Genomic DNA, 26,767 nt, shown 5'->3' on the forward strand with positions numbered 1-26,767 from the left:
TCTGAAATCTGGCCCGCGGCCTATCACGACCGGCCCCAAGCGGGCAAGCAACGGTATTATGTCGGCGCAATGATCCGCTCTTTCCTGACAGTTTCAACGGGAACACTGGCCTCGCGGCTGCTCGGCTTTGCGCGTGATTCCATGATTGCCGCTCTGTTGGGCACCGGCCCGGTGGCCGATGCGTTTCTGGCGGCGTTTCAGCTCGTCAATGTGGTGCGGCGGCTGCTCAGCGAGGGGGCGCTGAATGCGGCGCTGATCCCGGCCTGGCTGCGCGTCCGTGACCGCGACGGCGAAGAGACCGCCTCCGCCTTCGCGGGACGCGTGCTCGGCACGGTCAGCGCGGCGCTGATCGCGATTTCGATCGTCATTGCGCTGCTGATGCCATTGATCATCACGGTGATCGCGCCCGGATTTCTGGGTAGCGGCACGCGCGATCTCGCCGTCGAGAATGCGCGGCTGATGCTGCCTTATCTCGCCTTTGCCGGCCCCGTCACGGTGCTGATGGGACTGCTCAACGCGCAAGGCCGCTTCGCTCTCACGGCGTTCTCGCCGTTGCTGTTCAACATCGCGCTGATTGCGGCCATTGCGATGCTGCTCGTCTGGCATGCCGACGCCGGCTTCGCAGCATGGATGCTGGCGGCGACCGTCGGCGTGGCCGGCCTGCTGCAATTGCTGATGCTGCTGTCGCAGCGAAGCGCGCGACTGGCGACGCCGCTGCGGATCAGCTTCGACCAGGAGATGCGCGCCTTCTTTACAAAAGCCATCCCCGGCATGATCGCAAGCTCGGGCCCGCAATGGCTGATGGTGGCGGGCGCGATCATCGCCTCCGCAACGCCCTCCGCCGTGTCCTGGCTCTATTTCGCCAACCGCCTGATCGAGCTGCCGCTCGGTATCGTCGGTGTCGCCATGGGCACGGTGCTGGTGCCGGAGCTGACGCGCGCGGTGCGTAGCGGCGACCGTGACGCCGTGGCGCATGCGGAATCGCGCGCGCTGGAACTGGCGACCGGGCTGGCGCTGCCCGCGACGCTCGGCCTGATCGTTCTGGCCGAACCGATCGTGCGGCTGCTGTTCGAGCATGGCGCGTTCGGCGCCGACGACCGCACGGCCACCGCGCATGCGCTGATGTGGCTGGCGCTGGGCCTGCCGGCGCATGTGCTGATCAAGGCGCTGTCGCCGGCCTATTATGCCCGGAGCGACACGATGACGCCGCTCATGGCAACGGCTAAAGGCTTCGTGGTCGCGATAGCGCTCGCCGTGCTGCTCGGTCACTACTTCGGCGCGACCGGGATCGCCGCCAGCATCGCGGCCGGCGCCTGGAGCAGTGCGATCTCGCTGCTGCGGAAAGGCACCAGCGAGTTCGGCTTCTCGGTCGATGCGGCCGCCCGCAGCCGGCTGCCGCGGATCGTGCTCGCCGCGGCTGCCATGGGCGCCCTGCTCTGGCTGACGACCGGTCTGTCGCCCGCCGAGGCGCACGGGCTGATCCGCTTCATCGTCCTGGGCGTGCAGATCGCGGCCGGAATCGCCGTCTATGGCGCGCTCCTGCAGGTCCTCGGCGCGGCCTCATGGCGCGAGGCGGCTAACGTGCTGAAGCGCCCGGCCCGGACCGAGTCCGAGGCGTGATGCCATCGAATTACCCTTGACGGGGCAGCGCCGCTGTTGGAAACGACGGCCGAATACCTTCCAGGAAGACTTACCATGGCATTCGTTGAACGGGTCTTTTCGGGCGTCCAGCCGACGGGCAATCTGCATCTCGGCAATTACCTCGGCGCGATCGTGAACTTCGTAAAGATGCAGGAAACCCACAACTGCATCTATTGCGTGGTCGACATGCACGCGATCACGCAAGGCGTGGACGTCTGGGGCGGACCGGTCGAGCTCGCGCGCAACACCCGCGAGGTGACCGCGGCGTTCATCGCGAGCGGCATCGATCCGAAGAAGCACATCGTGTTCAACCAGAGCCAGGTCTCGGGTCACGCCGAGCTCGCCTGGATCTTCAACTGCGTCGCGCGCATGGGCTGGCTCGGCCGCATGACCCAGTTCAAGGAGAAGGCCGGCAAGGACCGCGAGAACGCGTCCGTGGGCCTTTTCGACTATCCCGTGCTGATGGCCGCCGACATTCTGCTGTACCGCGCCACCCACGTTCCGGTCGGCGAGGACCAGAAGCAGCATCTCGAGCTCTCGCGCGACATCGCGCAGAAGTTCAACAACGACTTTGGTGACTCGATCCGCAGCCTCGGCGCCAATGACGGCCTGTTCTTCCCGCTGCCGGAACCGCTGATCACGGGACCGGCGACGCGCGTGATGAGCCTGCGCGACGGCACCAAGAAGATGTCGAAGTCGGACGCGTCCGACAATTCGCGCATCAATCTGACCGACGACGCTGACACCATCGCGCAGAAGGTGCGCAAGGCGAAGACCGATCCGGAGCCGCTGCCATCAGAGGAAAAGGGCCTGGAAGCGCGCCCCGAGGCCGACAATCTCGTCGGTATCTTCGCCGCGCTCTCCGGCCGCTCCAAGGCCGACGTGCTGCGCGAATTCGGCGGCGGCCAGTTCTCCAGCTTCAAGAACGCGCTGGTGGATCTGTGCGTGACAAAACTCTCGCCGATCGCCGGCGAGATGAAGCGCCTCGTCGCCGACCCCGGCCATATCGACGCGGTCCTGAACGATGGCGCCGACCGGGCCCGCGCCATCGCCGACGAGACCATGAAGCTCTCGAAGGACATCGTCGGCTTCATCCGCCGGCGCTGATTTCCCGCATTTGCGAGCCCCCGGCCGGCGCCCACTGCGCCGGCCGCTTCTCCTCTCCCCAAGCGTGAGGGAGTGTGGCAGCATGCCGTCCGTGCACATTCCGGGACATGCATGACCAGCAAGCGACTTTGCTTCGAGCCGGGTCACAAGCCCAAATGCCTCGTGATCGTCGATGACACCGCCGAATGGGATCGCGCGGTCTACTATGCCAGCCGCTGGGCGATCCGCGCCGGCGGCGGCGTGGTCATGCTGCGCATCATCGAGCCCGAGCAGCAGAGTCAGGAATGGCTCGGGGTGGCCGAGATCATGCGCGCCGAGGCGCAGGAGGCGGCGGAAGCCGCGCTCGACCGCGCCGCCGGCCGCGCCAACGGCATCGCCGCGATCACGCCGGAGCGGGTGATCCGCGAAGGCGATGCAATGGAACAGCTGCTCGCCGTGATCGATGAGGACCCTGACATCGCCATGCTGGTGCTCGCCGCCAATCCCGGCGCGGAGGGTCCGGGACCGCTGGTCTCGCTGCTGGCGCATGAACTGGGCACGTTCCCGGTGCCGGTGACGATCATCTCGGGCGCGCTGAGCGATGGAAGCGTGGATTCGCTGTCGTAGGCGTCCCTATCTGGACTGCGGCCAGCCAGATATCCGTCATGCCCGGGCTTGTCCCGGGCATCCACGTTCTTGGCGCCACCAAGCAAGGCGTGGATGGCCGGGTCAAGCCCGGCCATGACGGCGCGGAAATATTAAAGTGTCCTAACCCGCTGATATCGCAACGAAACGTCCTACCCACCCCTTGACCGTGCGTTCCCCGTCGCCATCTGCTACTGGATAGCTTGCGCGCCGGCCTTGAACCGGCGACGTCTGGAGAAAACCATGTTCATTCAAACCGAAGCCACCCCCAATCCCGCCACGCTGAAGTTCATTCCCGGTCGCGTCGTCGTCGACGGCGGCCCGATGGAATTTTCGAGCCGCGAATCGGCCACGCGCTCGCCGCTGGCCGAAAAGCTGTTCGACGTGCCCGGCGTCACCGGCGTGTTCTATGGATCGGATTTCATCACCGTGACCAAGGCGAACGGTGAATGGCAGCAGCTCAAGCCCGCGATCCTCGGCGCCATCATGGAGCACTACATGTCCGGCGCGCCGTTGCTCGCCGATGGCGCGGCTCCAAGCGATGCCGAGCTCGACGACGAGGATGAGTTCTTCGACGAGTCCGATGCCGAGACGGTCGACATGATCAAGGATCTGATCGAGACCCGCGTGCGGCCCGCGGTCGCCAATGACGGCGGCGACATTACCTTCCGCGGCTTCAAGGACGGTATCGTCTATCTCAACATGAAGGGCTCCTGCGCCGGCTGCCCGTCGTCAACCGCGACGCTCCAGCACGGCATCCAGAATTTGCTCAAGCATTTCGTGCCCGACGTGGTCGAAGTCCGGCCGATGTAGGCGAAGTGCCGTAGGGTGGGCAAAGGCGCGCTTGCGCCGTGCCCACCATGCAATCATCGCGAAAAGAAGAGGTGGACACGCTTCGCTTTGCCCACCCTACGAGATCTCTCCTACGCCGCCTGGCCGATACTCGCCGCCTCTTCCGCGGCCTTGCGCATGCTCGCCGACATCTCGCTGGTAACGGTGCTCTGCTCCTCGACGGCGGCGGCCGTTGACGAGACATATTCGCTGACGCCCTCGATCGCGCCCCGGATCGCCCCCAGCGCGGCGACCACGTCGACCGAGATGCCGTTCAGATTGCCGATCTCCTGCTCGATCCGGTCGGCGGCCTGCTTGGCCTGATTGGCGAGGTTCTTCACTTCAGATGCCACCACGGCAAAGCCGCGACCGGCCTCGCCGGCGCGCGCGGATTCGATGGTGGCGTTCAGCGCCAGCAGATTGATCTGACCGGTGATACTGCCGATCAGTTGCACGATCATGCTCATCGACTCTGCCGCCTGAGTCAGCCGCTGCGCTTGATGGTCCGCCGCCTCGACCCGATCGACCGCGGTCGATGCGGTCTCGCGCGAGCGCGTCATTGCTTCGGCAATCTCGCGCACCGAGGCGTTGAGCTCCTCGGCGCCGGCGGCAACCGATTCCATCATGTCGCGCACCTTCTCGCTGCGCTTGCGCGCGATCACCTGGGCGGTGGTGTCGGAGGCGTATTTCACGACCTTGAACGGATTGCCGTTGAGATCGCGGATCGGATTGTAGGAGGCCTGAATCCAGACCTGCCGGCCGCCCTTGCCGACGCGCGGATATTCACCGGACTGGAATTCACCGGCGTTCAGCCTGGCCCAGAAGGCGCGATAGGCTTCGCTGTCGCGCTCGTCGGCGCCCACGAACATGCTGTGATGCTTGCCGACGATCTCGGACAGCGTATAGCCGAGCGCGCCGAGGAAGTTTTCATTGACCGTCAAAACCTTGCCGTCCATGCTGAACTCGATCACGGCTTGCGACTTGCCGATCGCCTCGATCTGCCCGGCAAAATTCGCATTCGACAGCTTCTGCGCGCTGACGTCGGTGGCGAACTTCACCACCTTGAACGGCTTGCCGGCCTCATCGAGGATCGGATTGTAGGAAGCGAGAATCCAGACCTCCTTGCCGCCCTTGCCGAAGCGCTTGTATTCGCCGGACTGGAATTCGCCGCGGCCGAGCTTGGCCCAGAATTCGCGATAGGCTGCGCTATCGCGCTCACCTGCCCCCACGAATATGCTGTGATGCTGCCCCTGGATCTCGTCGAGCCGATAGCCCACCGTGCTCAGGAAATTCTCGTTGGCGGTGATGATGGTGCCGTCGAGATTAAACTCGATCACCGCCTGGGCGCGGCCGATCGCGGAAATCTTGCCGGCATCTTCGAGGCTGCGGATCTTGCGCGCGGTGATGTCGGTCGCGAACTTGACGACCTTCACCGGCTTGCCGGCCTCGTCGATGATCGGATTGTAGGACGCCTGGATCCAGATCTCGCGGCCGCCCTTGCCGAGCCGCTTGTATTCGGCTGATTGATATTCGCCGCGGCCGAGCTGCGTCCAAAACTCGCGATAGGCCGCGCTGCCCCGCTCCTCCGGCATCACGAACATGCTGTGGTGCTTGCCGGCGATCTCGTCGAGCCGGTAGCCCATCGCGTCCAGGAAATTCTGGTTGGCCGTGATAGTGGTGCCGTCGAGATTGAATTCGATGACCGCCTGCGACTTGCCGAGTGCAATGACCTGAGCCAAAGCCTCCCTAGCCGAAGAACCGCTTCGCCAAAAAGACATAAATGAACCCTTCCAAATGACCGAACAGGCGCGGCTTGATCTGCCAAAGCGCCCCGTCTGAGTCGTCGTTGACTCACTCTCCCGCCCGTTGACGGTGTCATTGGCTTGCTAATGATTACTTAAAATGCCAACATTTCAATCACTTAGCTATCTCTAAGGTTGCAAATTGATGCATCCGCATCGAAAATGGGGAGCGAAAATTTTGTCGCCTTCGCGTCCACGTAGAATTACGGGGCCGATCGTGCGCCTGTCGAGAAATCAAACTTGGACTGGTTCGACCGCGGCTCGACCGACTAAGCTGATTCGATGCTGATCCTTGCCATCGATACCGCGCTGGAAGCGTGCGCGGCTGCCGTTCTCGACACCGACGCCGGCCAGCTGCTTGCGGAGGAATCGCTTCTGATGAAGCGCGGCCACGCCGAAGCGCTGATGCCGATGATCGCGCGCGTGATGCAATCGGCCGATCTTGCCTTCACCTCGCTCGACCGCATCGCCGTCACCGTCGGTCCCGGAAGCTTCACGGGCCTGAGGGTCGGCATTTCGGCGGCGCGCGGCCTTGCGCTTGCGGCGAAGCGGCCCGCCGTCGGGCTGACGACGCTTTCGGCCTATGCCGCCACCGTCGTCGGCCAGAGCGGAACGGCGCCGGTGATCTCGGCGATCGATGCGCGGCACGATCACGTCTACTTCCAGATCGTAGCCGGCGACGGCAGCCCGCTGGTGCGGCCGAGCGTCGTGCCAATTGACGCGGCGATCGCGGCCTCGCAATTCGGTGCGCCGCATCTGGTCGGCAATGCCGCAAAGATCCTCGCCGATCGCTGGCCGAAGGACGGTCCGCAACCCGTTGCGGTCGACGCCCAGCCCGCACCCGACATCGGCTGGGTCGCCTGGCTCGGCGCCGCGGCCAATCCCGAAACCACGCCGGCGCGGCCGTTCTATCTGAAGGCGCCCGACGCAAAGCCGGCCGCACAGCCACCGCTCGCCGCACAAGCCGCAACCTCATGATGAGATGGCTTTCGGAATGGTGGCGCGGCGGCACCGCCGCCGTCGAGCCGGCCTCCCCACGCGACGCCGCGCGGCTGGCGCAGCTGCACGGACAATCCTTTGCCCGCGGCTGGGGCGAAAGCGAGTTCGAAGGCATGATCGGCGAGCGCAACACGCTCGTGCACCGGTTGCGGCTCGGCCGCAAGACCATCGGATTCGCGGTCTCGCGGATCGGCGCGGACGAAGCGGAAATCCTCTCCATCGCGGTCGACCAGGCTCACCGCGGCCGCGGGCTGTCCGGCACGCTGCTGATGACGCATCTCGGCCACCTCGCGGGGCGCGGCGTGCGCACAATATTTCTCGAAGTCGAGGAAAATAACCAGCCGGCGCGGCGGCTCTACGATCGGGCCGGATTCATGGTGGTCGGGCGCCGCGAACGCTACTATAAGCAGCCCAACGGGGAACAATTGAACGCACTTCTGATGCGACGTGACTTGTCGTAGCATTGATGGCAGAAAGCGCCCCCGTCAGGCAGAACACTATGACTGGACTTAAACCTTCCTCCGCCTCCAAGGCGACCGGCATCGAGGCTCGTTGCGCCGCCACCGGCATGCGCATGACCGAGCAGCGCCGCGTCATCGCCCGCGTGCTGGCGGAATCGGTCGACCACCCCGACGTCGAGGAACTGTACCGGCGCTGCGTCGCCGTCGACGACAAGATCTCGATCTCGACCGTGTATCGCACCGTCAAGCTGTTCGAGGATGCCGGCATCATCGAGCGCCATGATTTCCGCGAGGGCCGCGCGCGCTACGAGACGATGCGCGACAGCCATCACGACCACCTCATCAATCTGCGCGACGGCAAGGTGATCGAGTTCACCTCCGAGGAGATCGAGAAGCTGCAGGCGGAGATCGCCCGCAAGCTCGGCTACAAGCTGGTCGACCACCGGCTCGAGCTCTATTGCGTTCCGCTCGACGACGACAAGCCGACGTCTTGAGTGGGCATGATCTTGTCGGAAATCCGCTCCACACTTTTCCGGATCATGCCCTCGTGCCTATAGATCTCATCATCTTCGATTGCGACGGCGTGCTCGTGGACAGCGAGGTGATCTCCTGTCGCGCACATGCCGATGTGCTCACGCGGCACGGCTATCCGATCACGTCGGAGCAGGTGCTGGTCCGCTTCCTCGGCGTATCCGAGAAAGACGCGCGGCGGATGGTCGAACAGGAAATCGGCCGCAACCTCCCCGACGATCTTGAGAGCCAAGTGAATGCGGCCACGTTGCAATTTTACGCCAGCGATTTGCAGCCGATCACCCACGTGGCCGCGGCGATTGCCGCAATCGATTTGCCGAAATGCGTCGCATCGAGCGGCACGCCGGAGAAGATCCATCACGGCCTGACATGCGCCGGGCTCTACGACCTGCTCGCCCCGAACATCTTTTCCGCAAGCCAGGTCGCACGCGGCAAGCCCGCACCGGACCTGTTCCTGTTTGCCGCCGAACGGATGAAAGCCGCGCCGGAACGGTGCGTCGTGATCGAGGACAGCGTCCCCGGAGTGACCGGCGCGCATGCCGCCGGGATGAGCGTGCTGGGCTTTCACGGCGGCAGCCATTGCCCGCCGGGTCACGCCGAGAGGCTGCGTGCCGCCGGCGCCGGATTGACGTTCGACGATATGCGGCACTTGCCGGACCTGGTCCGGCGGGTCGCGGGGAACGCCCGGGCGGGCTGATTTCGGCCTCGTCGTCATTCCCAGGCACACGCAACGCGGGAGAACCCGGAATCTCGTGCCAAAACCTCTGGATTCCGGGTTCTCCCGCTTTGCGGGCGCCCCGGAACCACCCCGCCGGGTGTCAATCGCTGGATTTTCGCCCCTCCAGCCTATATCTGAGGGGCGTCCTCCACCTCAATTCCGGGTTCCATGACGCCGCCGCGCAAGCTGCACATCAAATCATATGGCTGCCAGATGAACGTCTACGATGCCCAGCGCATGGTGGACACGCTGGCTCCGGAAGGATTCGTGGAGACGGCCAACGCGGAGGATGCCGACCTCGTCATCCTCAACACCTGCCATATCCGCGAGAAGGCCTCCGAAAAGGTCTATTCCGAACTCGGCCGGCTGCGGGTCGCCAAGGAAGAGGCCGCGCGCGGGGGCCGGGCGATGCAGATCGCGGTGGCGGGCTGCGTGGCGCAGGCCGAAGGTGGGGAGATCACGCGCCGTGCGCCGGTGGTTGACGTCGTGGTCGGCCCGCAGAGCTATCATCACCTTCCGGAGCTTCTGAAGCGTGCGCGCGACGAAGGCCGTGCGATCGAGACCGAGTTTCCTGCAGCCGACAAGTTCGGCTTCCTGGCCCAGCCAAAGCCCGATGCGATCCGCGCGCGCGGCATTTCCGCTTTCGTCACGGTGCAGGAAGGCTGCGACAAGTTCTGCACCTTCTGCGTCGTGCCCTATACGCGGGGCTCGGAAGTGTCGCGCCCCGTCGCGAAGATCGTCGATGACGTGAAGCGGCTGGCCGACAACGGCGTGCGCGAGCTCACGCTGATCGGGCAGAACGTCAACGCCTATCACGGCGAGGGACCGGACGGAAAAGCCTGGCCGCTCGGCCGATTGCTCGAACATCTCGCGAAGATTCCGGGCATCGCACGGCTGCGCTATTCGACCAGCCATCCCCGCGATGTCGATGACAGTTTGATTGCAGCCCATCGCGATCTCGGCGAGCTGATGCCGTTCGTGCACCTGCCGGTGCAGTCGGGTTCGGACCGGATTCTCGCCGCCATGAACCGGAAACATACCGCCGATGATTATCGGCGTGTCATCGACCGTTTCCGGTCAGCGCGCCAAGACATTGCTTTTTCATCAGATTTTATCGTGGGATTCCCCGGCGAAAGCGAGCAAGATTTTCTCGCCACCCTCGCGCTTGTCACGCAAATCGGCTACGCTGCCGCATATTCGTTCAAATACTCCGCCCGGCCGGGAACGCCGGCCGCGGATATGCAGGAGACGGTGTCCCCCGCCGAGATGGACCAGCGATTGGAGCGGCTCCAGGAACTGATCGACAGCCAGCAATCGGCCTTCAACAAGGCCGCGATTGGCTCAACGGTCGATGTGCTGTTCGAGCGTCCGGCCCGCAAGGAGGGCCAGATCGTCGGCCGCACTGCCTTCCTCCAGCCTGCGCATGTGATGGCCTCGCCCGACATCATCGGACAGATCCTGCCGGTCCGGATCGACAGCCTCGAACGCTATAGTTTCCTCGGTGAGCTCGTGACGCCGCGTAACGCGCGCGAGCCCGCTTTATCGCAAGCCATTGGAGCCTGAACCCTTGCCAAAAAGCGCATCGGATTCGTCTTCGTTCGCTCCCAGCCGCAAATTTGACCGCGACATGCAAGTTCCGCCCGAGACCCAGGTCGTCATCGACTTCGACGACAACCGCGCCGCATCCGCGCTGGTCGGCCCCTACGGCCAGCATCTCGCCCAGATCGAGCGGCGGCTCGGCGTCGTGGTCGACTCCAAGGGCAACCACATCACCATCGGCGGCACGCGCGACGGCTGCGACGCCGCGCGCCGCGTGCTGGAGACACTCTACGCGCAGGCCGTGAAGGGGCAGGATCTCGACCAGGGCGAAGTCGAAGGCGCGATCCGCGCCGTGATCGCACAGGGTTCGCTGTTCGAATTCGACGCCAAATCGGCCAAATCCACTTTCGACAGCATCAATTTGCGCAAGCGCCCGGTGCGCGCGCGCACCGCCGCGCAGGATTCCTACATCCGCGCGCTGAAGCGCCACGAGCTGGTGTTCGGCATCGGCCCCGCCGGCACCGGCAAGACCTGGCTCGCGGTGGCGCATGCCGCGCAGCTGTTCGAGCGCAAGGAAGTCGACAAGATCATCCTGTCGCGTCCGGCGGTCGAGGCCGGCGAGCGGCTCGGCTTTTTGCCCGGCGATCTCCGCGAGAAGGTCGATCCGTATCTCCGTCCGATCTACGACGCGCTTTACGACCTCATGGATGCGCGCATCGTCGAGCGGGCGCTCCAGACCGGCGAGATCGAGATCGCGCCGCTCGCCTTCATGCGCGGCCGCACGCTGACCAACGCTGCGATCATCCTGGACGAGGCGCAGAACACCACGTCGATGCAGATGAAGATGTTCTTGACCCGTCTCGGCGAGAACAGCCGCATGATCGTGACCGGCGATCCCTCGCAGATCGACCTGCCGAACGGCCAGACTTCGGGCCTTGCGGAAGCGACGCGCCTGCTGGGCGGCGTCGAAGGTATTGCACAAGTTCATTTCAAAGCCGAGGACGTGATCCGCCACGAGCTCGTGGCACGAATCGTCTCTGCCTATGAGGGGCAGCCGCAGCGGCCGGCCACCGGTAAATCCTAGCGAGACAACAACCGGACCATACGGGCGCGGACAGGGCGTCCTTTGGTTCCGAACAGACAAGATGTCACATCCAAACCTTCCCATGACCGAGGTCCTCGTCGTTGCCGATTGCTGGCAGCGCGAGCCCGATTCCGAAGCGGTGATCCAGCGTGCGGTGGCGGCCGCCGCCGAAAGTGTCGACGAGGACGTTGCCGACGCCGAAGTGGCCGTGATGCTGACCGATGATGCCGGCATCCGCACGCTCAACAGCAACTGGCGCGGCATCGACAAGCCGACCAACGTGCTGTCGTTCCCCGCGCTCCAGCCGGAGGGCGAGTGGAAGGAAGGCGATGCGCCGCGTATGCTCGGCGACATCGCGATCGCCTACGAGACCATGCGGCGCGAGGCGGACGAGGAACAGAAGCCGTTCGATCATCATTTGAGCCATCTCGCCGTGCATGGTTTCCTGCACCTGGTCGGCTACGACCACGAGAACGATGGCGACGCGGAGGAGATGGAAGCGCTCGAACGAGAGATCCTGTCTCATCTCGGCATACCCGATCCCTATGCAGACCGCCCGGGGACGCATTGAGATGCCCGATTCCGACCCTATTCACGACAATCCGCGCAATACCGCCAATTTGCCGGTCGTGGTGACATCAGGCGAGGTGATGCGGCCGACCGCGGAAGGCTGGCTGCTGCGTGCCATTCGCACCCTGTTCGGCTGGAAGGCGGGATCGGTGCGCGACGATCTCCAGGTCGTGCTCGATGCCACGACGCCGGACGACACCGGCTTCTCGACCGTCGAGCGCACCATGTTGCGCAACATCCTCGGCCTGCATGAGCGCCGCATCGCCGACGTCATGGTGCATCGTGCCGACATCATCGCGGTGAAGCGCGACATCCCGCTCGGCGAATTGATGGACCGCTTCGAGAGCGCCGGCCATTCGCGCCTCGTCGTCTACAACGAGACGCTGGACGACCCCATCGGCATCGTCCACATCCGCGATCTGCTCGCCTTCATGACCGCGCGCGCACGCGTGTCCGAGGCCACGAAAACCAAGCGCAAGAAGCCGCTGCCGGCCGGCCTCGACCTGCGTACGGTCGACCTGGCGTTACCGCTGCAGGATGCGCGCATCATCCGCAAGCTGCTCTACGTGCCGCCGTCGATGCGGGCGATCGACCTGCTGGCGCAGATGCAGGCCACGCGCATTCATCTGGCGCTGGTGGTCGACGAATATGGCGGCAGCGACGGGCTGGTTTCGCTCGAGGACATCGTCGAGCAGATCGTCGGCGAGATCGACGACGAGCACGACAGCGACGAGCCGCCCTCGATCGTGCGCCTGCCCGACAACGCCTTCATTGCAGACGCCCGCGCCAGCCTCGACGACGTCCGCACGGTGATCGGCGAGGATTTCGTCACCGGCGAGGCGGGTGAGGAAGTCGAGACGCTCGGCGGCTATCTCGTCAGCTTCGTCGGGCGCCTGCCGGTGCGCGGCGAGGTGATCTCCGGCCCCGGCAATTACGAGATCGAGGTGCTCGATGCCGATCCGCGCCGCGTCAAGCGGTTGCGCATCTCGACACGGAAGGAGCGCCCCGCGCCGCGTACCCAGCGCGAGAGCCGCCGCCGCGAGGCCACGCCGGAGAGCGGTCAACCGCCTTCCAGCGACACGCCCGTCCCGCCGCCAAGCGACGGGACCGGTTCGCAGTGAGCCTGTTCCAGCGGTTTCGGCAGATTGCGCTTGCTATCATCCTCGCCTGGGGATGGAAGCGTGCGCTCATCGCGATGGGATGCGGTGCGCTGTCGGTGCTGGCGCTGGCGCCATTCAATGTCTTTCCGGTGCTGTTCATCACCTTCCCAGTGCTGGTCTGGCTGATCGACGGCGCGGGCGCCGGACGATATCGCGGCGTCCCCGCCGCGGCACTGACGGGCTATTGGTTCGGGCTCGGCTATTTCGTCCCCGGCCTCTACTGGATCGGCTACGCCTTCTTCGTCGACGCCGATGTGTTCGCGTGGCTGACGCCGTTCGCCGTGCTTGGCCTGCCGGCCTATCTCTCCATCTTCACCGCGATCGGATTCGCGCTGGCCCGCCTGCTCTGGACCAAGGATGCCACGCGCATCCTCGCGCTCGCCGCAAGTCTCACCATCGCCGAATGGCTGCGTGGTCACGCATTGACCGGCTTCCCCTGGAACGCGTTCGGCTATGCCCTGTCAGAGCCGCTGCCGCTGGCGCAGACGGCGTCGCTGATCGGCCTGTGGGGCATGACGTTCCTTAGCGTCGCGATCTTCGCTAGCCCGGCGGCGCTGATCGACCGTACGCCCGATCGCCGCCCGGCATGGCGCGCGCCGGCGGCTGCGATTGCACTTCTGATTGTCATGAGCGTCTTCGGCGCGATCCGCCTGTCGCTGCATCCGACCACGATGGTCGTGGGCGCGAAGCTGCGCCTGATGCAGCCGGACCTCCAGCAGGATGCGAAATTCAACTACGCCGCCAAGGCGGAGGTAATGAAGAAATACCTGGCGCTGTCGGACCGCGCCTCGGGGCCGCAATCCACTGGCGTGCGCGATGCCACCATCCTGATCTGGCCGGAATCCGCCTTTCCGTTCTTCCTGACCCGCGAAGCCGACGCGATGGCGCAGATCGCCGAATTGCTGCCGAAGGGCACGGTGCTGATCACGGGCTCGGTCCGCGCCCCCGACCTGCCGCGGGGCACGCCGATCACGCGCGCCTATAACTCGATCTACGTGATCGATCACGACGGCAGCGTGCTCTCGGTCTACGACAAGCTGCACCTCGTGCCGTTCGGCGAATTCCTGCCCTACCAGGACTTGATGGAGAAGCTCGGCTTCGAGCAACTCACGCGCGTGCGCGGCGGATTCATTCCGGGCAGCGTGCGACATGCGCTATCGGTGCCCGGCGCGCCGCCCGCGCTGCCGCTGATCTGTTACGAAGCAATTTTTCCAGGCGAGGTCGCCGGCCGCAATGAGCGTCCGGGCTGGATCGTGAATCTCACCAATGACGGCTGGTTCGGCATATCGACCGGTCCCTATCAGCATCTCGAGCAGGCCCGGATGCGCGCGATCGAGCTCGGATTGCCGCTGGTCCGGTCCGCCAATACCGGCGTGTCAGCGGTGATCGATCCGGTGGGACGAACCGTTGCCGGCCTCGGCCTCGGCGTCGAAGGCATTTTGGATGCAAACCTGCCCGCCGCAATTCCGCCGACCGTCTATGCGCGGGTGGGCGACGTGCCCGCAGCCATGCTCGTTGCGCTGGCCGTGATTCTGGCGGTCCGTCGACGTGTTGCCAAACGGCACCCCTGATCACGCCTCGCGGCCGCCGCGACCGGAATCCTTTGACAACCGTAGTCCCACGGTTGACAGACTGCACGCGCCCTCCTCATTCTGCACCGGCTGCAAAAGACAGTGGGCGTTGCTAAATTTCTCCGCAATGTTTCCCAATAACAGGGTTTGATTTTGACGCTGCTGGCACCGGAGGCATTCTTGTGATTGCGCCGAAGGTGATGTTTGGAGGCTGAGGAAATGTCGAAAGCGCCCAACCCTGTTGACAAATATGTCGGCAGCCGCGTGCGTATGCGCCGCATCATGTTGGGCATGAGCCAGGAAAAGCTCGGTGAAGCTTTGGGCCTGACTTTCCAGCAGATCCAGAAGTACGAGAAGGGCACGAATCGCGTCGGCGCGAGCCGCATCCAGCAGATCGCCGAGATTCTGCAGGTGCCGGTGTCGTTCCTGTTCGAGGGCGGTCCGAGCGGCGTGGCCGGCCCGGACGGCTTCGCCGAAGGCGCCTCGCCGTCCTATGTCTCGGACTTCCTCGCGACCTCCGAAGGTCTCGCTCTGACCAAGGCGTTCACCCGAATCACTGATTCGAAGATGCGCCGCTCGATCGTCGATCTCGTCGAGCAGATCGCCGCCCGCGAAGGTCCCGACAAACGCTGACGCGACGGCTCAATCCGATTTGAGACTGCGTCAAATCTGGCCTATGTCGTCATTTGCGGGCGCGTTTTTGGTGCGCGCCCTCTTCGATGATGCGGTTCAAAGGCACAGATGCGTTCATGACCAAGTCCAATTGGTTCGATTCACAAACTATTCTCGATGGCATCCGCCGCTGGGTGGAGATCGAGACGCCGACGGACACGCCTGAACAGGTCAACAAGCTGATCTCCGTGGTCGCGGAGCAATACCGCGATCTGCCGGTTACGCTCGAGCGCGTCGCCGGCGTCGATGGCTGCGGCGATCATCTCGCTGCACGCTCGACCTGGGGCCGGGACCGGCCGGGCATCCTTGTGCTGAGCCACCTCGATACCGTTCACCCGATGGGATTCATCGAGCGCCTGCCGTTCAAGGTCGAAGGCGACAGCGCGTTCGGTCCCGGCATCTACGACATGAAGGGCGGCGCCTATATCGCCCATCACGCCTTTCGCGCGCTCTGCGCCGCCGGCGATCGCTCGCCGCTCGGCATCACCCATTTGTTCACCTCCGACGAGGAGATCGGCAGCCCGACCTCGCGCGCGCTGATCGAGGCGGAAGGGCGCAAGGCCAAATACGTGCTGGTGACGGAGCCCGCGCGCGACGGCGGCAAGATCGTCACCGGACGCAAGGGCGTCGAACGATTCGAAGTATTCATCAAGGGTGTGCCCGCACATGCCGGCACGCGGCCCCAGGATGGCCGCAGCGCGATCCGCGAGCTTGCCAACGTCATCCTGGCGCTGGAAGCGATGAACGATCTGGCACGCGGCGTTACGGTGAATGTCGGCGTGGCGCGCGGCGGCACGCGCCCCAACGTCACGCCGGAGGAGGCCTATGCCGAAGTCGATCTGCGCGTGCCAAGCTTTGCCGACGCGGAAGAGTTCGTCGGCAAGATCCTCGGTCTGACATCGAAGACGGATGGCGTCACGGTCAGGGTCACGGGCGGGCTCAACCGTCCGCCCTATGAGAAGAGCAATGCAGGCGCCTCGCTGTACGAGCATGCGAAGTCGCTTGCCACCGAGATCGGCTTCGAGCTGATCGACACCCACACCGGCGGCGGCTCGGATGGCAATTTCACCGCCGCCCACACTGCAACGCTCGATGGCCTCGGCGTCGACGGCAAGGGCGCACACACCCATTATGAGCAGATCTACGTCTCGTCGCTCGAACCCCGTGCGCGGCTGCTCCATCGCCTGTACCAGACGCTGCGATGAGCGAACGAAAATCAGATCCCGATCGCGATGACAGCGAGCGCGCCTTCTTCGGTCGCCGCAAGGGCCACAAGCTCAGGCAGCACCAGGCCGAGCTGATCGATCATCTGCTGCCGCATCTTTCACTCGACATCGAGGGCGAGAAGCCGGCGAATGCCAATGAGATCTTCGATCCCGCGGCCGACGATGTGCGGCTCGAGATCGGCTTCGGCGGCGGCGAGCATCTTGCGGCCGAGGCCCAGAACTTCGCCACGACCGGCTTCATCGGCTGCGAGCCCTATGTCAACGGCATGGCAAAGATCCTCGCGCAGATCGAGGCCGCCAACATCGGCAACATCCGCCTGTTCGCGGGCGATGCCGCCGAGCTCCTGGCCTGGCTGCCGCAGGCATCGCTGTCGCGGATCGACCTGATCCATCCCGATCCCTGGCCGAAGCGGCGGCACTGGAAGCGGCGCTTCGTCCAGGACCGGACCATCGCTGCGATGGCGCGCGTGCTGAAAGCGGGCGGCGAATTCCGCTTCGTGTGCGACATCGACGATTACTGCGCGTGGACGCTGATGCATCTGTCGCGGTCGACGGATTTTCAGTGGCTCGCCGAATGCGCCGATGATTTCCGTCGGCCATGGGACGGCTACACCATGACGCGCTACGGCAGGAAGGCCACGCGCGAAGGGCGCAAGACGACTTACCTGCGGTTTCGGCGGCGCTAGATCGTCTGGCGGTTGCGCCAGAATTTCACGACGCGCTCGGCCGTTGACGGCATCAGGCGCGTGAAGTTCACGCGCGCCTGCTCGAGATCGGCATCGGCCGGCGTGCGATGCGGGCCGTACCACATCAGGATCAGCGCGCGCACCGTGGGCCAGCCGAGATTGAGCACGCGCCCCAGAATCAGGATCGGATCGTAGCGGTCGCCCGCGACCAGGCGATCGAGGATCGAGAGGCGGACGCCGGACATCGCCGCGAGCGAGGCGATCGATTCCTCGTATTTGAGCGCCTTGGCGAAGCCGAGCAGCGCGCTCTCGCCGAGATGACCCTCGCGATGCAAGGTCAGCACCGTGCGCTGTGCATCCGAGAAATCGCGGCGCGGCCCCGGCGGCAGCGCGGCCTCCTCGATCGCCGCCATGGCGCGCTTGATCTCGACCTGACGCACGGGATTGACCACGCTCGAGAGGCGGCGGCGGATGACGTCGAGCGTGCCGTCGAGCAGCTGTTTCAGGTGCTCGCCCGAGAGATCGTTGCGCTGGCCGATCTTGAGCGTCAGCACGCCGTCCTGCGACGCACGTTTGATCAGCTCGGAATAGCTGCCTTGCGAGAACACCGCACCGGCATTGCCCGCGGCGCGACGCACCACGTCGCGATCGCCGCGCTCGACCAGTACGTCGGTGATGACCGCCGACAGTGCGGGGCGCTCGGTCATCGCCAGCAGATGGCCCTGGCCCTTCAGCCGCGCGATCTCGACGAGAGCGGCGTCGTCGAGCACCGGCGAGCGGCGCAGCACGGGGCCCGCCACCATGATCTCGTTTTCGCGCGCGAGCTGGCTCACCAGATGCGGCGGCGCATTGTTCAGGCGCGAGAAGCGCTCGGCGAGGTCGACGCGCGAGGCAAGCTCGGCATGCGGAACGAGATCGATCAGCAGATTGTCGAACAGATCGATGAGATCGGGACGGAGCTTCTCGGCGTCCTGGAAGAACAATTGGGCGATGGCGCGCGCGATCTCACCGCGACGCCGGGGGTCGCCGCGTTTGACGATCTCGTCCAGTCCGGGAATGAGCGACGTGGCAGCGGTCATGAAAACGCAACTCGTACAGGGCACGCCGCGGGTGCGCCCTTGGTCCAAGTCGCCCCACAATCAGGGAATTTAGGCCTGCTAGATGAAGGAAGCGTTGCGCGGGGGGCCACAGGCCGGGCGCAAAAAGCCTCGTCTTTCCCGCGATGGGCCTTGTCCGGGAGGACGGAAAGGGCTATATCAGCGCCAATTCATCTTCTCATACGATCCGCGTAGTGAGAGTGGGCCCGAAAGGACCCGCTCTTTTTTATTACCTGAACGCGGCTTGGTGGAAGATATGCGACCCGGCGAGCTGCCGGGATAAAGAGTTCCGAAACAGGCTCTGCAGATCCTAACCTGTTCAAGTCCTTAACCAAGCCTTAACCATCGAGCGCCTTGACCCCTGATATGACCGAACCGAACACTGGTTCCACGGATGCCGAGTTGCTGGCCGAGCCGAGGCTCGTGGTCGAGCCGGGCGTGGCGGCACGTGTGTCTGCGGTCGCAGGTCCGGTGCTCGAGGGCATGGGCTACCGCCTGGTGCGGATCCGCATCTCCGGCGAGGCCGGCTGCACCGTGCAGATCATGGCCGAGCGGCCGGACGGCTCGATGCAGCTCGAGGATTGCGAAGCGATCTCGCGGGCGCTGTCGCCCGTGCTCGACGTCGCGGACCCCATCGACCGCGCTTATCGGCTGGAAATCTCCTCGCCGGGGATCGACCGTCCGCTGGTGCGCCGCTCGGATTTCGAGCGCTATTCCGGCTATCTGGTGAAGATCGACATGGCGGTCGCCCATGAGGGGCGGAAGCGGTTCCGTGGCATGCTTGGTGCCGTCGAAGGCGACCGCGTGCACCTGCGTCGCGACGACGCCAAGGCGAGCGATAATCCCGACGTTCTCCTGACGATGGAAGACATCGGTGAGGCACGCTTGGTGCTGACCGACGAGCTGATCGCGGAATCCATGCGCCGCGGCAAGGCCGAGGAGCGCCAGATGCGCCGCGATCTCGGCATCGAGCCGCCGGCTGCACCGCACGCGGAAATCAGTGCGAAGATCACCAAGAACACCAAGCCGCAAAAAAAGAAGCCGGCCCCGACCAATACGAAGAAGCACCGCCTGGCCGCCGAACGCGCGCGTCGGGGCGAGATCGAGCCTGACGAAGGAGACTAGCCATGGCAGTCAGCGCCAATCGACTTGAATTGCTCCAGATCGCCGATGCCGTCGCGCGCGAGAAATCGATCGACCGCGGCATCGTCATCGCGGCGATGGAAGACGCTATCGCCAAGGCGGCGCGGGCACGTTACGGCAGCGAGACTGACGTTCATGCCGAGATCGACCCGAAGAAGGGCGAGCTGCGGCTGTCGCGCCACATGCTGGTGGTCGAGAAGGTCGAAAATCATTCCAACCAGATCTCGCTGGTGGATGCGCAGCGCGCCAATCCCGGCGCCCAGGTCGGTGACACCATCGCCGATACGCTGCCGCCGCTGGAATATGGCCGCATCGCCGCGCAATCGGCCAAGCAGGTGATCGTGCAGAAGGTGCGCGAGGCCGAGCGCGACCGGCAATATCAGGAATTCAAGGACCGCATCGGCGACATCGTCAACGGCGTCGTCAAGCGCGTCGAATATGGCAGCGTGATCGTCGACCTCGGCCGCGGTGAAGCCATCATCCGACGCGACGAGATGCTGCCGCGCGAAGTGTTCCGCAACGGCGACCGCGTCCGCGCCTACATCTTCGACGTCCGCCGCGAGACCCGCGGCCCGCAGATCTTCCTCTCCCGCACCCATCCGCAGTTCATGGCGAAGCTGTTCGCGCAGGAAGTGCCTGAGATCTATGACGGCATCGTCGAGATCAAGGCGGTGGCCCGCGATCCCGGCTCGCGCGCGAAAATCGGCGTGATTTCCCGCGATTCCTCGGTCGATCCCGTCGGCGCCTGCGTCGGCATGCGCGGCTCGCGCGTGCAGGCGGTGGTGAACGAGCTGCAGGGCGAGAAGATCGACATCATCCCGTGGTCGCCCGACATCGCGACCTTCGTGGTCAACGCGCTGGCGCCGGCGGAAGTCTCCAAGGTCGTCATCGACGAAGACCGCGAGCGCATCGAGGTCGTCGTGCCCGACACCAACAACCAGCTCTCGCTGGCGATCGGCCGCCGCGGCCAGAACGTGCGTCTGGCCTCGCAGCTCACCGGCTGGGACATCGACATCCTGACCGAGCAGGAGGAATCGGAGCGCCGCCAGGCCGACTTCGAGAACTCCACCCGCGTCTTCATGGAATCGCTCAACGTCGACGAGGTGGTCGGCCAGCTGCTGGCGTCCGAAGGCTTCACCTCGGTCGAGGAACTCGCGATGGTAGACCTCAAGGAACTCGCCGGCATCGAAGGCTTCGACGAGGAGACCGCGCAGGAACTCCAGAACCGTGCCCGCGAATATCTCGAGCAGCAGGAGGCCGAGATCGAGGCCAAGCGCAAGGAGCTTGGTGTCGAGGACGCCGTCAAGGACGTGCCGGGCGTCACCTCCAAGATGCTGGTCAAGTTCGGCGAGAACGACATCAAGACCGTCGAGGACCTCGCCGGCTGCGCCACTGACGATCTGGTCGGCTGGACCGAGCGCAAGGAAGGCGGCGAGCAGACCAAATATCCGGGTGCGCTCGACGGTATCGAGATCTCCCGTGACGATGCTGAAGCCATGATCATGCAGGCCCGCGTCAAGGCCGGCTGGATCACCGAAGCCGATCTCGCGAAGCCCGCCGAAGAGGCCGAGGCGACCGAAGATCAGCCGGCTTAAGGACGAAGGAGAATGTCGCCCGGATGCTCGCAGATACTGACCACGATCTCGACCATGGACCGCGGACCGAAAGGTCCGCGACCATGCGGATGTGCGCGGTCAGTCGCGAGGTCCGGCCGATCGACGAGCTGATCCGCTTCGTCATTTCGCCGCAAGGCGACATAGTTCCCGATCTCAAGCGCAAGCTGCCCGGACGCGGCATGTGGGTCACCGCCTCGCGCGAGGTGGTTGCGGAAGCCGTGCGGCGTCACCAATTTAGCAAAGCCTTCAAGCGCGAGCTGCGCACTCCCCAGACGCTTCCCGCCGACATCGAGGCGCTCCTGGTTCGGAGCGTGACGGAAGCCCTTGGGATTGCCGCCAAGGCGGGCCAGATTGTGGCCGGCTTCGGCAAGGTCGAAAGCGCCCTGCGGGAAGGCACGGCCGAGGTCCTGATCCATGCCAGCGACGGGGCCGCGGACGGAATCCGCAAATTGGACATGCTGGCACGTCAAAATGGCGGGAATCGCGGCGCCAAGCCGCAGACTCCCGTCGTCACTGCGTTGAAATCGATAGAATTGGATTTGGCACTTACCCGGTCAAATGTGATACATGCTGCCCTGCTCGCGGGCCCGGCGAGCAAGTCATTCCTGTCACGTAGCCAGATGCTGGTCCGATACCGGATGGCGGACGATGACAAGACTGCCGAAAAGCCCGGCCAGGATTTCTGAGAGACAACGACGACCCAATAGGACGGTGCGGCAACGCACAACGTTAACAAAGATCAGGATTAGGACTGCTGAATGGTTGATACCAAGACCCCTGACGACAAGAAGCTGAGCGTTCCGAGCAAGACGCTATCGCTCAAGCCGCGCGTCGAAACGGGCACTGTGCGTCAGAGCTTCAGCCATGGCCGCAGCAAACAGGTCGTGGTCGAGAAGCGCGGCAAGCGCCGCGTCGACGGCAGCCCCGAACCGCAAGCTCCCGCGGTTGTTGCAAAGCCGGCGCCGGCCGCGCCTGCTCCCGCTCCGGCACGCCCGGCTCCGCCGCGCAACGCCGGCTCCGGCGTGGTGCTGCGCACGCTGACCGAGGACGAACGTTCCGCCCGCGCCAGCGCGCTGGCCGACGCCAAGGTGCGCGAAGTCGAAGAGCGCCGCCAGGCCGAAGACGAAGCCCAGCGCCGCGCTGTCCGCGAAGCCGCCGAACGCGTCGAGCGCGAAGCCGCCGAGGCCCGCCGCAAGGCCGAGGATGAGCGCCACCGCCACGAAGAGGAAGCCAAGCGCAAGGCCGAAACCGAGGCCAAGAAGCGTTTTGGCGAAGGCGAACAGCCGGCGTCAGCCGCGCGCCCTGCAACTGCCGCCCCGGCCGCTCCCGCGCCACGTCCTGGCGCGCCCGCAGCACGCCCCGGCACCACCACGACCACGGCACGCCCGGGAACAACCACCGCGCGCCCTGGAACGACCACCGCGAGGCCGGGAGGCGGCCCGTTGGGTCGCGCTCCCGCGGTCGCAGCCGGACCGGACGAGGACGATGGTCCGCGCCAGATCCGTCGCGGTCCCGGCGGCGCCGCGCGTCCCGTGGTAGCCCCCAAGCCCACCCACAAACCCGGCCCGCAGAAGGAGCGCGGTCGCCTGACGGTCGTGACCGCATTCAATGCCGACGACGTGCGCGAGCGCTCGATCGCCTCGTTCCGCCGCCGCACGCAGCGCCTGAAGGGCCATGCCGCGAACGAGCCGAAGGAAAAGCTCATCCGCGAGGTGGTCATTCCGGAAGCGATCACCATCCAGGAGCTCGCCAACCGCATGGCCGAGCGCGCGGTGGAAATCATCCGCATGCTGATGAAGCAGGGCGCGATTCACAAGATCACCGACGTGATCGACGCCGACACTGCGCAGCTGATCGCCGAAGAGCTTGGTCACACCGTCAAGCGCGTCGCCGCGTCCGACGTTGAAGAAGGCCTGTTCGATGCCACCGACGATTCCACCGACACCGAGACGCGTTCGCCCGTCGTGACCGTGATGGGTCACGTCGACCACGGCAAGACCTCGCTGCTCGACGCGCTCCGCCATGCCAACGTCGTCTCCGGCGAAGCCGGCGGCATCACCCAGCATATCGGCGCCTATCAGGTGCTGTCGCCCGAAAGCGGCAAGAAGATCACCTTCATCGACACGCCCGGCCACGCCGCGTTCACCGCGATGCGCGCCCGCGGCGCCAAGGTGACCGACATCGTCGTGCTGGTGGTTGCTGCCGATGACGGCGTCATGCCGCAGACGATCGAAGCCATCAACCACGCCAAGGCGGCGCGGGTGCCGATCATCGTTGCCATCAACAAGATCGACAAGCCCGATGCGAAGCCCGAGCGCGTGCGCACCGAGCTGCTCCAGCACGAGGTGCAGGTCGAATCCTTCGGCGGCGAAGTCGTCGACGTCGAAGTGTCAGCCAAGAACAAGACCAATCTCGACAAGCTGCTCGAGATGATCGCGCTCCAGGCCGACATCCTCGACCTGAAGACCAATTCGGAGCGTCCGGCCGAAGGCACCGTGATCGAAGCCAAGCTCGATCGCGGCCGTGGCCCGGTCGCGACCGTGCTGGTCCAGCGCGGCACGCTTCGTGTCGGTGACATCATTGTCGCCGGCGCCGAGATGGGCCGCGTCCGCGCGCTGATCTCGGATCAGGGCGAGACGGTGCATGAGGCCGGTCCTTCGGTTCCGGTCGAGGTGCTCGGTTTCAACGGTCCGCCGGAGGCCGGCGATCGTCTCGCGGTGGTCGAGAACGAAGCCCGCGCCCGCCAGGTCACCAGCTATCGCGCGCACCAGAAGCGCGAGAACGCGGCTGCCTCGATCTCCGGCATGCGCGGCTCGCTCGAGCAGATGATGTCGCAATTGAAGACGGCGGGCCGCAAGGAATTCCCGCTGATCATCAAGGCCGACGTGCAGGGCTCGCTGGAAGCGATCCTCGGCTCGCTGGAGAAGCTCGGCACCGACGAAGTCGCAGCCCGCATCCTGCATGCCGGCGTCGGCGGCATCTCGGAATCCGACGTGACGCTCGCGGAAGGCTTCAACGCCGCGATCATCGGCTTCTCGGTTCGTGCCAACAAGGAGGCGGCTGCGGCCGCCAAGCGCAACGGCATCGAGATCCGCTACTACAACATCATCTACGACCTCGTGGACGACGTGAAGAAGGCGATGAGCGGCCTGCTCGCGCCGACCTTGCGCGAAACCATGCTGGGCAATGCCGCGATCCTGGAGATCTTCAACATCTCCAAGGTCGGCAAGGTCGCCGGCTGCCGCGTCACCGACGGCACCGTGGAACGCGGCGCCAATGTGCGCCTGATCCGCGACAACGTCGTCGTGCACGAAGGCAAGCTGTCGACGCTGAAGCGCTTCAAGGACGAAGTGAAGGAAGTGCAGTCCGGTCAGGAATGCGGCATGGCCTTCGAGAACTACCACGACATGCGTGCCGGTGACGTGATCGAGTGTTATCGCGTGGAGACGATCCAGCGCTCCCTGTAAGTCCAAATCTTACCGAAGCGCCCGGATCTTTTTGAGCTGAAATTGCGGGAGTGCGATGGCCGGATTTATTCCGGCCATCCGCGCCGCATTCGTTTCAACAGGACAAATGACAATGCTCGTGTCCCAAACGCGGGCACGACGAGGTGATTTTCAACCATGCCCCGCCACCATCAGAAGAAAAGTTCCGCGCCGGGCGGCTCGCAACGCCAGTTGCGTGTCGGCGAGCAGGTTCGCCACGCGATGGCCGAGATTCTGGCGCAAGGCAATGTGCATGATGCGGACCTCGAAGGTCACATCATCACCGTGCCGGAGGTTCGGATGTCGCCCGACCTGAAGCTCGCAACGGTTTACGTGATGCCGCTCGGTGGCCGCGACACCGAGGTCATCACCGCTGCGCTCGAGCGCAACAAGAAATTCCTGCGCGGCGAAGTCGCGCGGCGCGTTAACCTGAAATTTGCACCTGACCTTCGTTTCCGCGTCGACGAACGATTCGACGAAGCGGAACGGATCGAGAAGCTTTTGCGAACACCTGCGGTGCAGAAGGACCTGGAACAGGATCCGGATTCGGATCGGGAAGAAGAGCGATGACGATGGACCCGGCTCACGGCACGATCGGCGGCGAAGAGACCGATCAGCGCGACGTGCAGAAAAATAATTTTGCGGATCTCGGCGGCGATTCCCAGCCGCATCAGGAGCCGCGCCGCGTCAACAACGATCCCCGCGCCAACAAGCAGAAGGGTAACCAGCCGCGCCGCGACCGCCGCGACGTCCATGGCTGGGTCGTGCTCGACAAGCCGATCGGCATGACCTCGACGCAAGCCGTCGCCGTGCTCAAGCGCCTGTTCAACGCCAAGCGCGCGGGACACGCCGGCACGCTCGACCCGCTCGCCTCCGGCGGCCTGCCGATTGCGCTCGGCGAGGCCACCAAGACGGTTCCCTTCGTGATGGACGGCCGCAAGCGCTACCAGTTCACAGTGTGCTGGGGCGAGGAGCGCGACACCGACGATATCGAGGGCCGGGTCACCGCGACCTCCGACCAGCGCCCGACCCGGGAGGCCATCCAGGCCCTGCTGCCCCGCTTCACCGGCGTGATCGAGCAGATCCCGCCCCGCTATTCCGCGATCAAGGTCCAGGGCGAGCGCGCCTATGACCTGGCCCGCGACGGCGAGATCGTGGAACTGGCCCCCCGTCCGGTCGAAATTCATCATTTAACCCTTGTGGATCAACCGGATAACGACCGGGCGGTGTTCGAGGCGGAGTGCGGCAAGGGCACCTATGTCCGGGCGCTGGCCCGCGATATGGGCCGGATTCTCGGCACTTACGGCCATATTTGCGCGCTGCGGCGGACCCTGGTCGGCCCATTTGACGAGAACGACATGATTCCGCTGGATCAGTTGGAGGCTTTATGCGATAGAGCCGCGTCCGGCGAGGGCAGCCTCGCCGACGCGCTTATGCCCGTTGAGACCGCGCTGGACGACATCCCGGCACTGGCCGTCACTCGGGCTGATGCGGCAAGGCTCCATCGGGGCCAGGCCGTTTTATTGCGCGGACGGGATGCGCCCACTAGTAGCGGCACAGTCTATGTCACGGTGGCAGGCCGTCTATTGGCGCTTGCTGAAGTCGGCAACGGCGAAATCATCCCCAAGCGTGTGTTCAACCTGACCGGTCTGACTGCCAGCACCGGTCGCAACGAGAGAAATTGACGATGTCGATTGCCGCAGAACGCAAAGCGGAAGTCATCAAGACGAATGCCAACAAGGCCGGCGACACCGGCTCGCCGGAGGTTCAGGTCGCGATCCTGTCGGAACGCATCAACAACCTCACCAACCATTTCAAGACCCACGTGAAGGACAACCATTCGCGTCGCGGCCTCTTGAAGCTGGTTTCGACCCGCCGCTCGCTGCTCGACTACCTCAAGAAGAGGGACGAGGCGCGTTACAAGGCGCTGCTCGAGAAGCACAACATTCGTCGTTAAGTGTTCCTGCGCGCGCCACTGGCGCGCGTTTTCGTCCGCGGTTTCGAGCGAAAGCGTTTGTTTAAAGGTTTTTGATCGAGGCTGCGTGCGCGTCGGGTGCGAGCCGTTGACGGCTAGCACCCGGGCACGATGGGCGAGGACCGCAATCCGGTGTTCGCGTTCGTGCCGACTGACAGTCCAGCAGCAATCCGGCGGCTGGGCACAACGGGCAAGGCGCCCGTATGACCCGAAAGGATGGACGCCATCC

General features: G+C 64.8%; 25 protein-coding genes. 23 read left to right on the forward strand and 2 right to left on the reverse strand.

Annotated elements, in window-relative coordinates; translation table 11 throughout:
- The first annotated feature begins 69 nt into the window (after nt 1-69).
- From murJ to HAP41_RS00765, 4 genes are all read left to right on the forward strand, one after another.
- Complete coding sequence (gene murJ, locus HAP41_RS00750; protein ID WP_166064558.1) at nt 70-1,620, forward strand: murein biosynthesis integral membrane protein MurJ; 1,551 nt, start codon at nt 70-72, stop codon at nt 1,618-1,620.
- Between the two features lie 75 nt (nt 1,621-1,695).
- Entirely contained in the window at nt 1,696-2,748 is a 1,053-nt protein-coding gene (trpS, locus tag HAP41_RS00755; protein WP_166064531.1) for a tryptophan--tRNA ligase, read from the forward strand.
- A gap of 111 nt (nt 2,749-2,859) precedes the next feature.
- Entirely contained in the window at nt 2,860-3,354 is a 495-nt protein-coding gene (locus HAP41_RS00760) for a universal stress protein (RefSeq protein ID WP_063980124.1), read from the forward strand.
- Between the two features lie 261 nt (nt 3,355-3,615).
- A complete protein-coding gene (locus HAP41_RS00765; protein WP_028150592.1) occupies nt 3,616-4,185 on the forward strand; it encodes a NifU family protein in 570 nt (189 codons plus the stop codon).
- A gap of 110 nt (nt 4,186-4,295) precedes the next feature.
- On the opposite strand, the gene HAP41_RS00770 is transcribed toward HAP41_RS00765, so the two are convergent.
- Nucleotides 4,296-5,981, reverse strand: coding sequence for a methyl-accepting chemotaxis protein (locus HAP41_RS00770; RefSeq protein WP_166064484.1), 1,686 nt, complete (start codon nt 5,979-5,981; stop codon nt 4,296-4,298).
- A gap of 306 nt (nt 5,982-6,287) precedes the next feature.
- Between HAP41_RS00770 and tsaB the strand changes: the two genes are divergently transcribed.
- From tsaB to trmB, 12 genes are all read left to right on the forward strand, one after another.
- Complete coding sequence (gene tsaB / locus HAP41_RS00775) at nt 6,288-6,983, forward strand: tRNA (adenosine(37)-N6)-threonylcarbamoyltransferase complex dimerization subunit type 1 TsaB (protein ID WP_028150590.1); 696 nt, start codon at nt 6,288-6,290, stop codon at nt 6,981-6,983.
- Nucleotides 6,980-7,465 (forward strand): ribosomal protein S18-alanine N-acetyltransferase, encoded by a 486-nt coding sequence (gene rimI / locus HAP41_RS00780; RefSeq protein ID WP_166064432.1) that lies wholly within the window; start codon nt 6,980-6,982, stop codon nt 7,463-7,465. The genes tsaB and rimI overlap by 4 nt, the downstream gene beginning before the upstream one ends.
- 38 nt (nt 7,466-7,503) lie before the next feature.
- Nucleotides 7,504-7,959, forward strand: coding sequence for a Fur family transcriptional regulator (locus HAP41_RS00785; protein WP_028150589.1), 456 nt, complete (start codon nt 7,504-7,506; stop codon nt 7,957-7,959).
- A gap of 53 nt (nt 7,960-8,012) precedes the next feature.
- Nucleotides 8,013-8,693 (forward strand): HAD family hydrolase, encoded by a 681-nt coding sequence (locus HAP41_RS00790; protein ID WP_166064340.1) that lies wholly within the window; start codon nt 8,013-8,015, stop codon nt 8,691-8,693.
- 189 nt (nt 8,694-8,882) lie between these two features.
- Nucleotides 8,883-10,277, forward strand: a complete 1,395-nt coding sequence (gene miaB / locus HAP41_RS00795) for a tRNA (N6-isopentenyl adenosine(37)-C2)-methylthiotransferase MiaB (RefSeq protein WP_166064333.1) — start codon at nt 8,883-8,885, stop codon at nt 10,275-10,277.
- A 64-nt stretch (nt 10,278-10,341) separates the two neighbouring features.
- Entirely contained in the window at nt 10,342-11,337 is a 996-nt protein-coding gene (locus tag HAP41_RS00800; protein ID WP_071908935.1) for a PhoH family protein, read from the forward strand.
- Nucleotides 11,338-11,419: 82 nt separating this feature from the next.
- The gene (ybeY, locus tag HAP41_RS00805) at nt 11,420-11,908 is read left to right on the forward strand and encodes an rRNA maturation RNase YbeY (RefSeq protein ID WP_223153827.1); all 489 of its coding nucleotides are present in this window, start codon (nt 11,420-11,422) and stop codon (nt 11,906-11,908) included.
- A 1-nt stretch (nt 11,909) separates the two neighbouring features.
- On the forward strand, nt 11,910-13,028 hold the full coding sequence (locus HAP41_RS00810; protein WP_085405052.1) for a hemolysin family protein: 1,119 nt from the start codon (nt 11,910-11,912) through the stop codon (nt 13,026-13,028).
- On the forward strand, nt 13,025-14,638 hold the full coding sequence (lnt, locus tag HAP41_RS00815) for an apolipoprotein N-acyltransferase (protein ID WP_166064294.1): 1,614 nt from the start codon (nt 13,025-13,027) through the stop codon (nt 14,636-14,638). The genes HAP41_RS00810 and lnt overlap by 4 nt, the downstream gene beginning before the upstream one ends.
- A gap of 219 nt (nt 14,639-14,857) precedes the next feature.
- Nucleotides 14,858-15,271, forward strand: a complete 414-nt coding sequence (locus HAP41_RS00820; protein ID WP_008131807.1) for a helix-turn-helix domain-containing protein — start codon at nt 14,858-14,860, stop codon at nt 15,269-15,271.
- Between the two features lie 86 nt (nt 15,272-15,357).
- The gene (locus tag HAP41_RS00825) at nt 15,358-16,515 is read left to right on the forward strand and encodes a M20 family metallopeptidase (protein WP_166064275.1); all 1,158 of its coding nucleotides are present in this window, start codon (nt 15,358-15,360) and stop codon (nt 16,513-16,515) included.
- Entirely contained in the window at nt 16,512-17,222 is a 711-nt protein-coding gene (gene trmB / locus HAP41_RS00830) for a tRNA (guanosine(46)-N7)-methyltransferase TrmB (RefSeq protein ID WP_166064252.1), read from the forward strand. Before HAP41_RS00825 ends, trmB begins: the two co-directional genes overlap by 4 nt.
- Here trmB and HAP41_RS00835 read toward each other — a convergent pair.
- A complete protein-coding gene (locus HAP41_RS00835; protein ID WP_166064199.1) occupies nt 17,219-18,301 on the reverse strand; it encodes a DUF2336 domain-containing protein in 1,083 nt (360 codons plus the stop codon). The genes trmB and HAP41_RS00835 overlap by 4 nt on opposite strands.
- Nucleotides 18,302-18,685: 384 nt before the next feature.
- Here HAP41_RS00835 and rimP point away from each other — a divergent pair, with 384 nt between their 5' ends.
- The 7 genes from rimP to rpsO all read left to right on the forward strand — a co-directional run bounded on the left by rimP (nt 18,686) and on the right by rpsO (nt 26,520).
- The gene (gene rimP / locus HAP41_RS00840; protein ID WP_166064175.1) at nt 18,686-19,444 is read left to right on the forward strand and encodes a ribosome maturation factor RimP; all 759 of its coding nucleotides are present in this window, start codon (nt 18,686-18,688) and stop codon (nt 19,442-19,444) included.
- 2 nt (nt 19,445-19,446) lie between these two features.
- A complete protein-coding gene (gene nusA / locus HAP41_RS00845; RefSeq protein ID WP_085405048.1) occupies nt 19,447-21,057 on the forward strand; it encodes a transcription termination factor NusA in 1,611 nt (536 codons plus the stop codon).
- A gap of 23 nt (nt 21,058-21,080) precedes the next feature.
- Nucleotides 21,081-21,764, forward strand: a complete 684-nt coding sequence (locus HAP41_RS00850; RefSeq protein ID WP_166064156.1) for an RNA-binding protein — start codon at nt 21,081-21,083, stop codon at nt 21,762-21,764.
- A 72-nt stretch (nt 21,765-21,836) separates the two neighbouring features.
- Nucleotides 21,837-24,545: a translation initiation factor IF-2 gene (gene infB / locus HAP41_RS00855; RefSeq protein ID WP_071908927.1), complete on the forward strand. Its 2,709-nt coding sequence runs from the start codon at nt 21,837-21,839 to the stop codon at nt 24,543-24,545.
- A gap of 156 nt (nt 24,546-24,701) precedes the next feature.
- Nucleotides 24,702-25,133, forward strand: a complete 432-nt coding sequence (gene rbfA, locus HAP41_RS00860; protein ID WP_166064124.1) for a 30S ribosome-binding factor RbfA — start codon at nt 24,702-24,704, stop codon at nt 25,131-25,133.
- The gene (truB, locus tag HAP41_RS00865; protein ID WP_166064114.1) at nt 25,130-26,248 is read left to right on the forward strand and encodes a tRNA pseudouridine(55) synthase TruB; all 1,119 of its coding nucleotides are present in this window, start codon (nt 25,130-25,132) and stop codon (nt 26,246-26,248) included. Before rbfA ends, truB begins: the two co-directional genes overlap by 4 nt.
- A 2-nt stretch (nt 26,249-26,250) precedes the next feature.
- On the forward strand, nt 26,251-26,520 hold the full coding sequence (rpsO, locus tag HAP41_RS00870) for a 30S ribosomal protein S15 (protein WP_008131787.1): 270 nt from the start codon (nt 26,251-26,253) through the stop codon (nt 26,518-26,520).
- The last annotated feature ends 247 nt before the right edge of the window (nt 26,521-26,767 follow it).

It is taken from the genome of Bradyrhizobium barranii subsp. apii (genome assembly GCF_011516635.5).
Lineage (GTDB): Bacteria > Pseudomonadota > Alphaproteobacteria > Rhizobiales > Xanthobacteraceae > Bradyrhizobium > Bradyrhizobium barranii.

What these genes read in the sequence shown, in the direction of transcription:
- murJ (WP_166064558.1), top strand. Translation starts at nt 70, where the DNA reads ATGATCCGCTCTTTCCTGACAGTTTCAACGGGAACACTGGCCTCGCGG.
- trpS (WP_166064531.1), top strand. Translation starts at nt 1,696, where the DNA reads ATGGCATTCGTTGAACGGGTCTTTTCGGGCGTCCAGCCGACGGGCAAT.
- HAP41_RS00760 (WP_063980124.1), top strand. Translation starts at nt 2,860, where the DNA reads ATGACCAGCAAGCGACTTTGCTTCGAGCCGGGTCACAAGCCCAAATGC.
- HAP41_RS00765 (WP_028150592.1), top strand. Translation starts at nt 3,616, where the DNA reads ATGTTCATTCAAACCGAAGCCACCCCCAATCCCGCCACGCTGAAGTTC.
- HAP41_RS00770 (WP_166064484.1), bottom strand. Translation starts at nt 5,981, where the DNA reads ATGTCTTTTTGGCGAAGCGGTTCTTCGGCTAGGGAGGCTTTGGCTCAG.
- tsaB (WP_028150590.1), top strand. Translation starts at nt 6,288, where the DNA reads ATGCTGATCCTTGCCATCGATACCGCGCTGGAAGCGTGCGCGGCTGCC.
- rimI (WP_166064432.1), top strand. Translation starts at nt 6,980, where the DNA reads ATGATGAGATGGCTTTCGGAATGGTGGCGCGGCGGCACCGCCGCCGTC.
- HAP41_RS00785 (WP_028150589.1), top strand. Translation starts at nt 7,504, where the DNA reads ATGACTGGACTTAAACCTTCCTCCGCCTCCAAGGCGACCGGCATCGAG.
- miaB (WP_166064333.1), top strand. Translation starts at nt 8,883, where the DNA reads ATGACGCCGCCGCGCAAGCTGCACATCAAATCATATGGCTGCCAGATG.
- HAP41_RS00800 (WP_071908935.1), top strand. Translation starts at nt 10,342, where the DNA reads ATGCAAGTTCCGCCCGAGACCCAGGTCGTCATCGACTTCGACGACAAC.
- ybeY (WP_223153827.1), top strand. Translation starts at nt 11,420, where the DNA reads ATGACCGAGGTCCTCGTCGTTGCCGATTGCTGGCAGCGCGAGCCCGAT.
- HAP41_RS00810 (WP_085405052.1), top strand. Translation starts at nt 11,910, where the DNA reads ATGCCCGATTCCGACCCTATTCACGACAATCCGCGCAATACCGCCAAT.
- HAP41_RS00820 (WP_008131807.1), top strand. Translation starts at nt 14,858, where the DNA reads ATGTCGAAAGCGCCCAACCCTGTTGACAAATATGTCGGCAGCCGCGTG.
- HAP41_RS00825 (WP_166064275.1), top strand. Translation starts at nt 15,358, where the DNA reads ATGATGCGGTTCAAAGGCACAGATGCGTTCATGACCAAGTCCAATTGG.
- trmB (WP_166064252.1), top strand. Translation starts at nt 16,512, where the DNA reads ATGAGCGAACGAAAATCAGATCCCGATCGCGATGACAGCGAGCGCGCC.
- HAP41_RS00835 (WP_166064199.1), bottom strand. Translation starts at nt 18,301, where the DNA reads ATGACCGCTGCCACGTCGCTCATTCCCGGACTGGACGAGATCGTCAAA.
- rimP (WP_166064175.1), top strand. Translation starts at nt 18,686, where the DNA reads ATGACCGAACCGAACACTGGTTCCACGGATGCCGAGTTGCTGGCCGAG.
- nusA (WP_085405048.1), top strand. Translation starts at nt 19,447, where the DNA reads ATGGCAGTCAGCGCCAATCGACTTGAATTGCTCCAGATCGCCGATGCC.
- HAP41_RS00850 (WP_166064156.1), top strand. Translation starts at nt 21,081, where the DNA reads ATGCTCGCAGATACTGACCACGATCTCGACCATGGACCGCGGACCGAA.
- infB (WP_071908927.1), top strand. Translation starts at nt 21,837, where the DNA reads ATGGTTGATACCAAGACCCCTGACGACAAGAAGCTGAGCGTTCCGAGC.
- rbfA (WP_166064124.1), top strand. Translation starts at nt 24,702, where the DNA reads ATGCCCCGCCACCATCAGAAGAAAAGTTCCGCGCCGGGCGGCTCGCAA.
- truB (WP_166064114.1), top strand. Translation starts at nt 25,130, where the DNA reads ATGACGATGGACCCGGCTCACGGCACGATCGGCGGCGAAGAGACCGAT.
- rpsO (WP_008131787.1), top strand. Translation starts at nt 26,251, where the DNA reads ATGTCGATTGCCGCAGAACGCAAAGCGGAAGTCATCAAGACGAATGCC.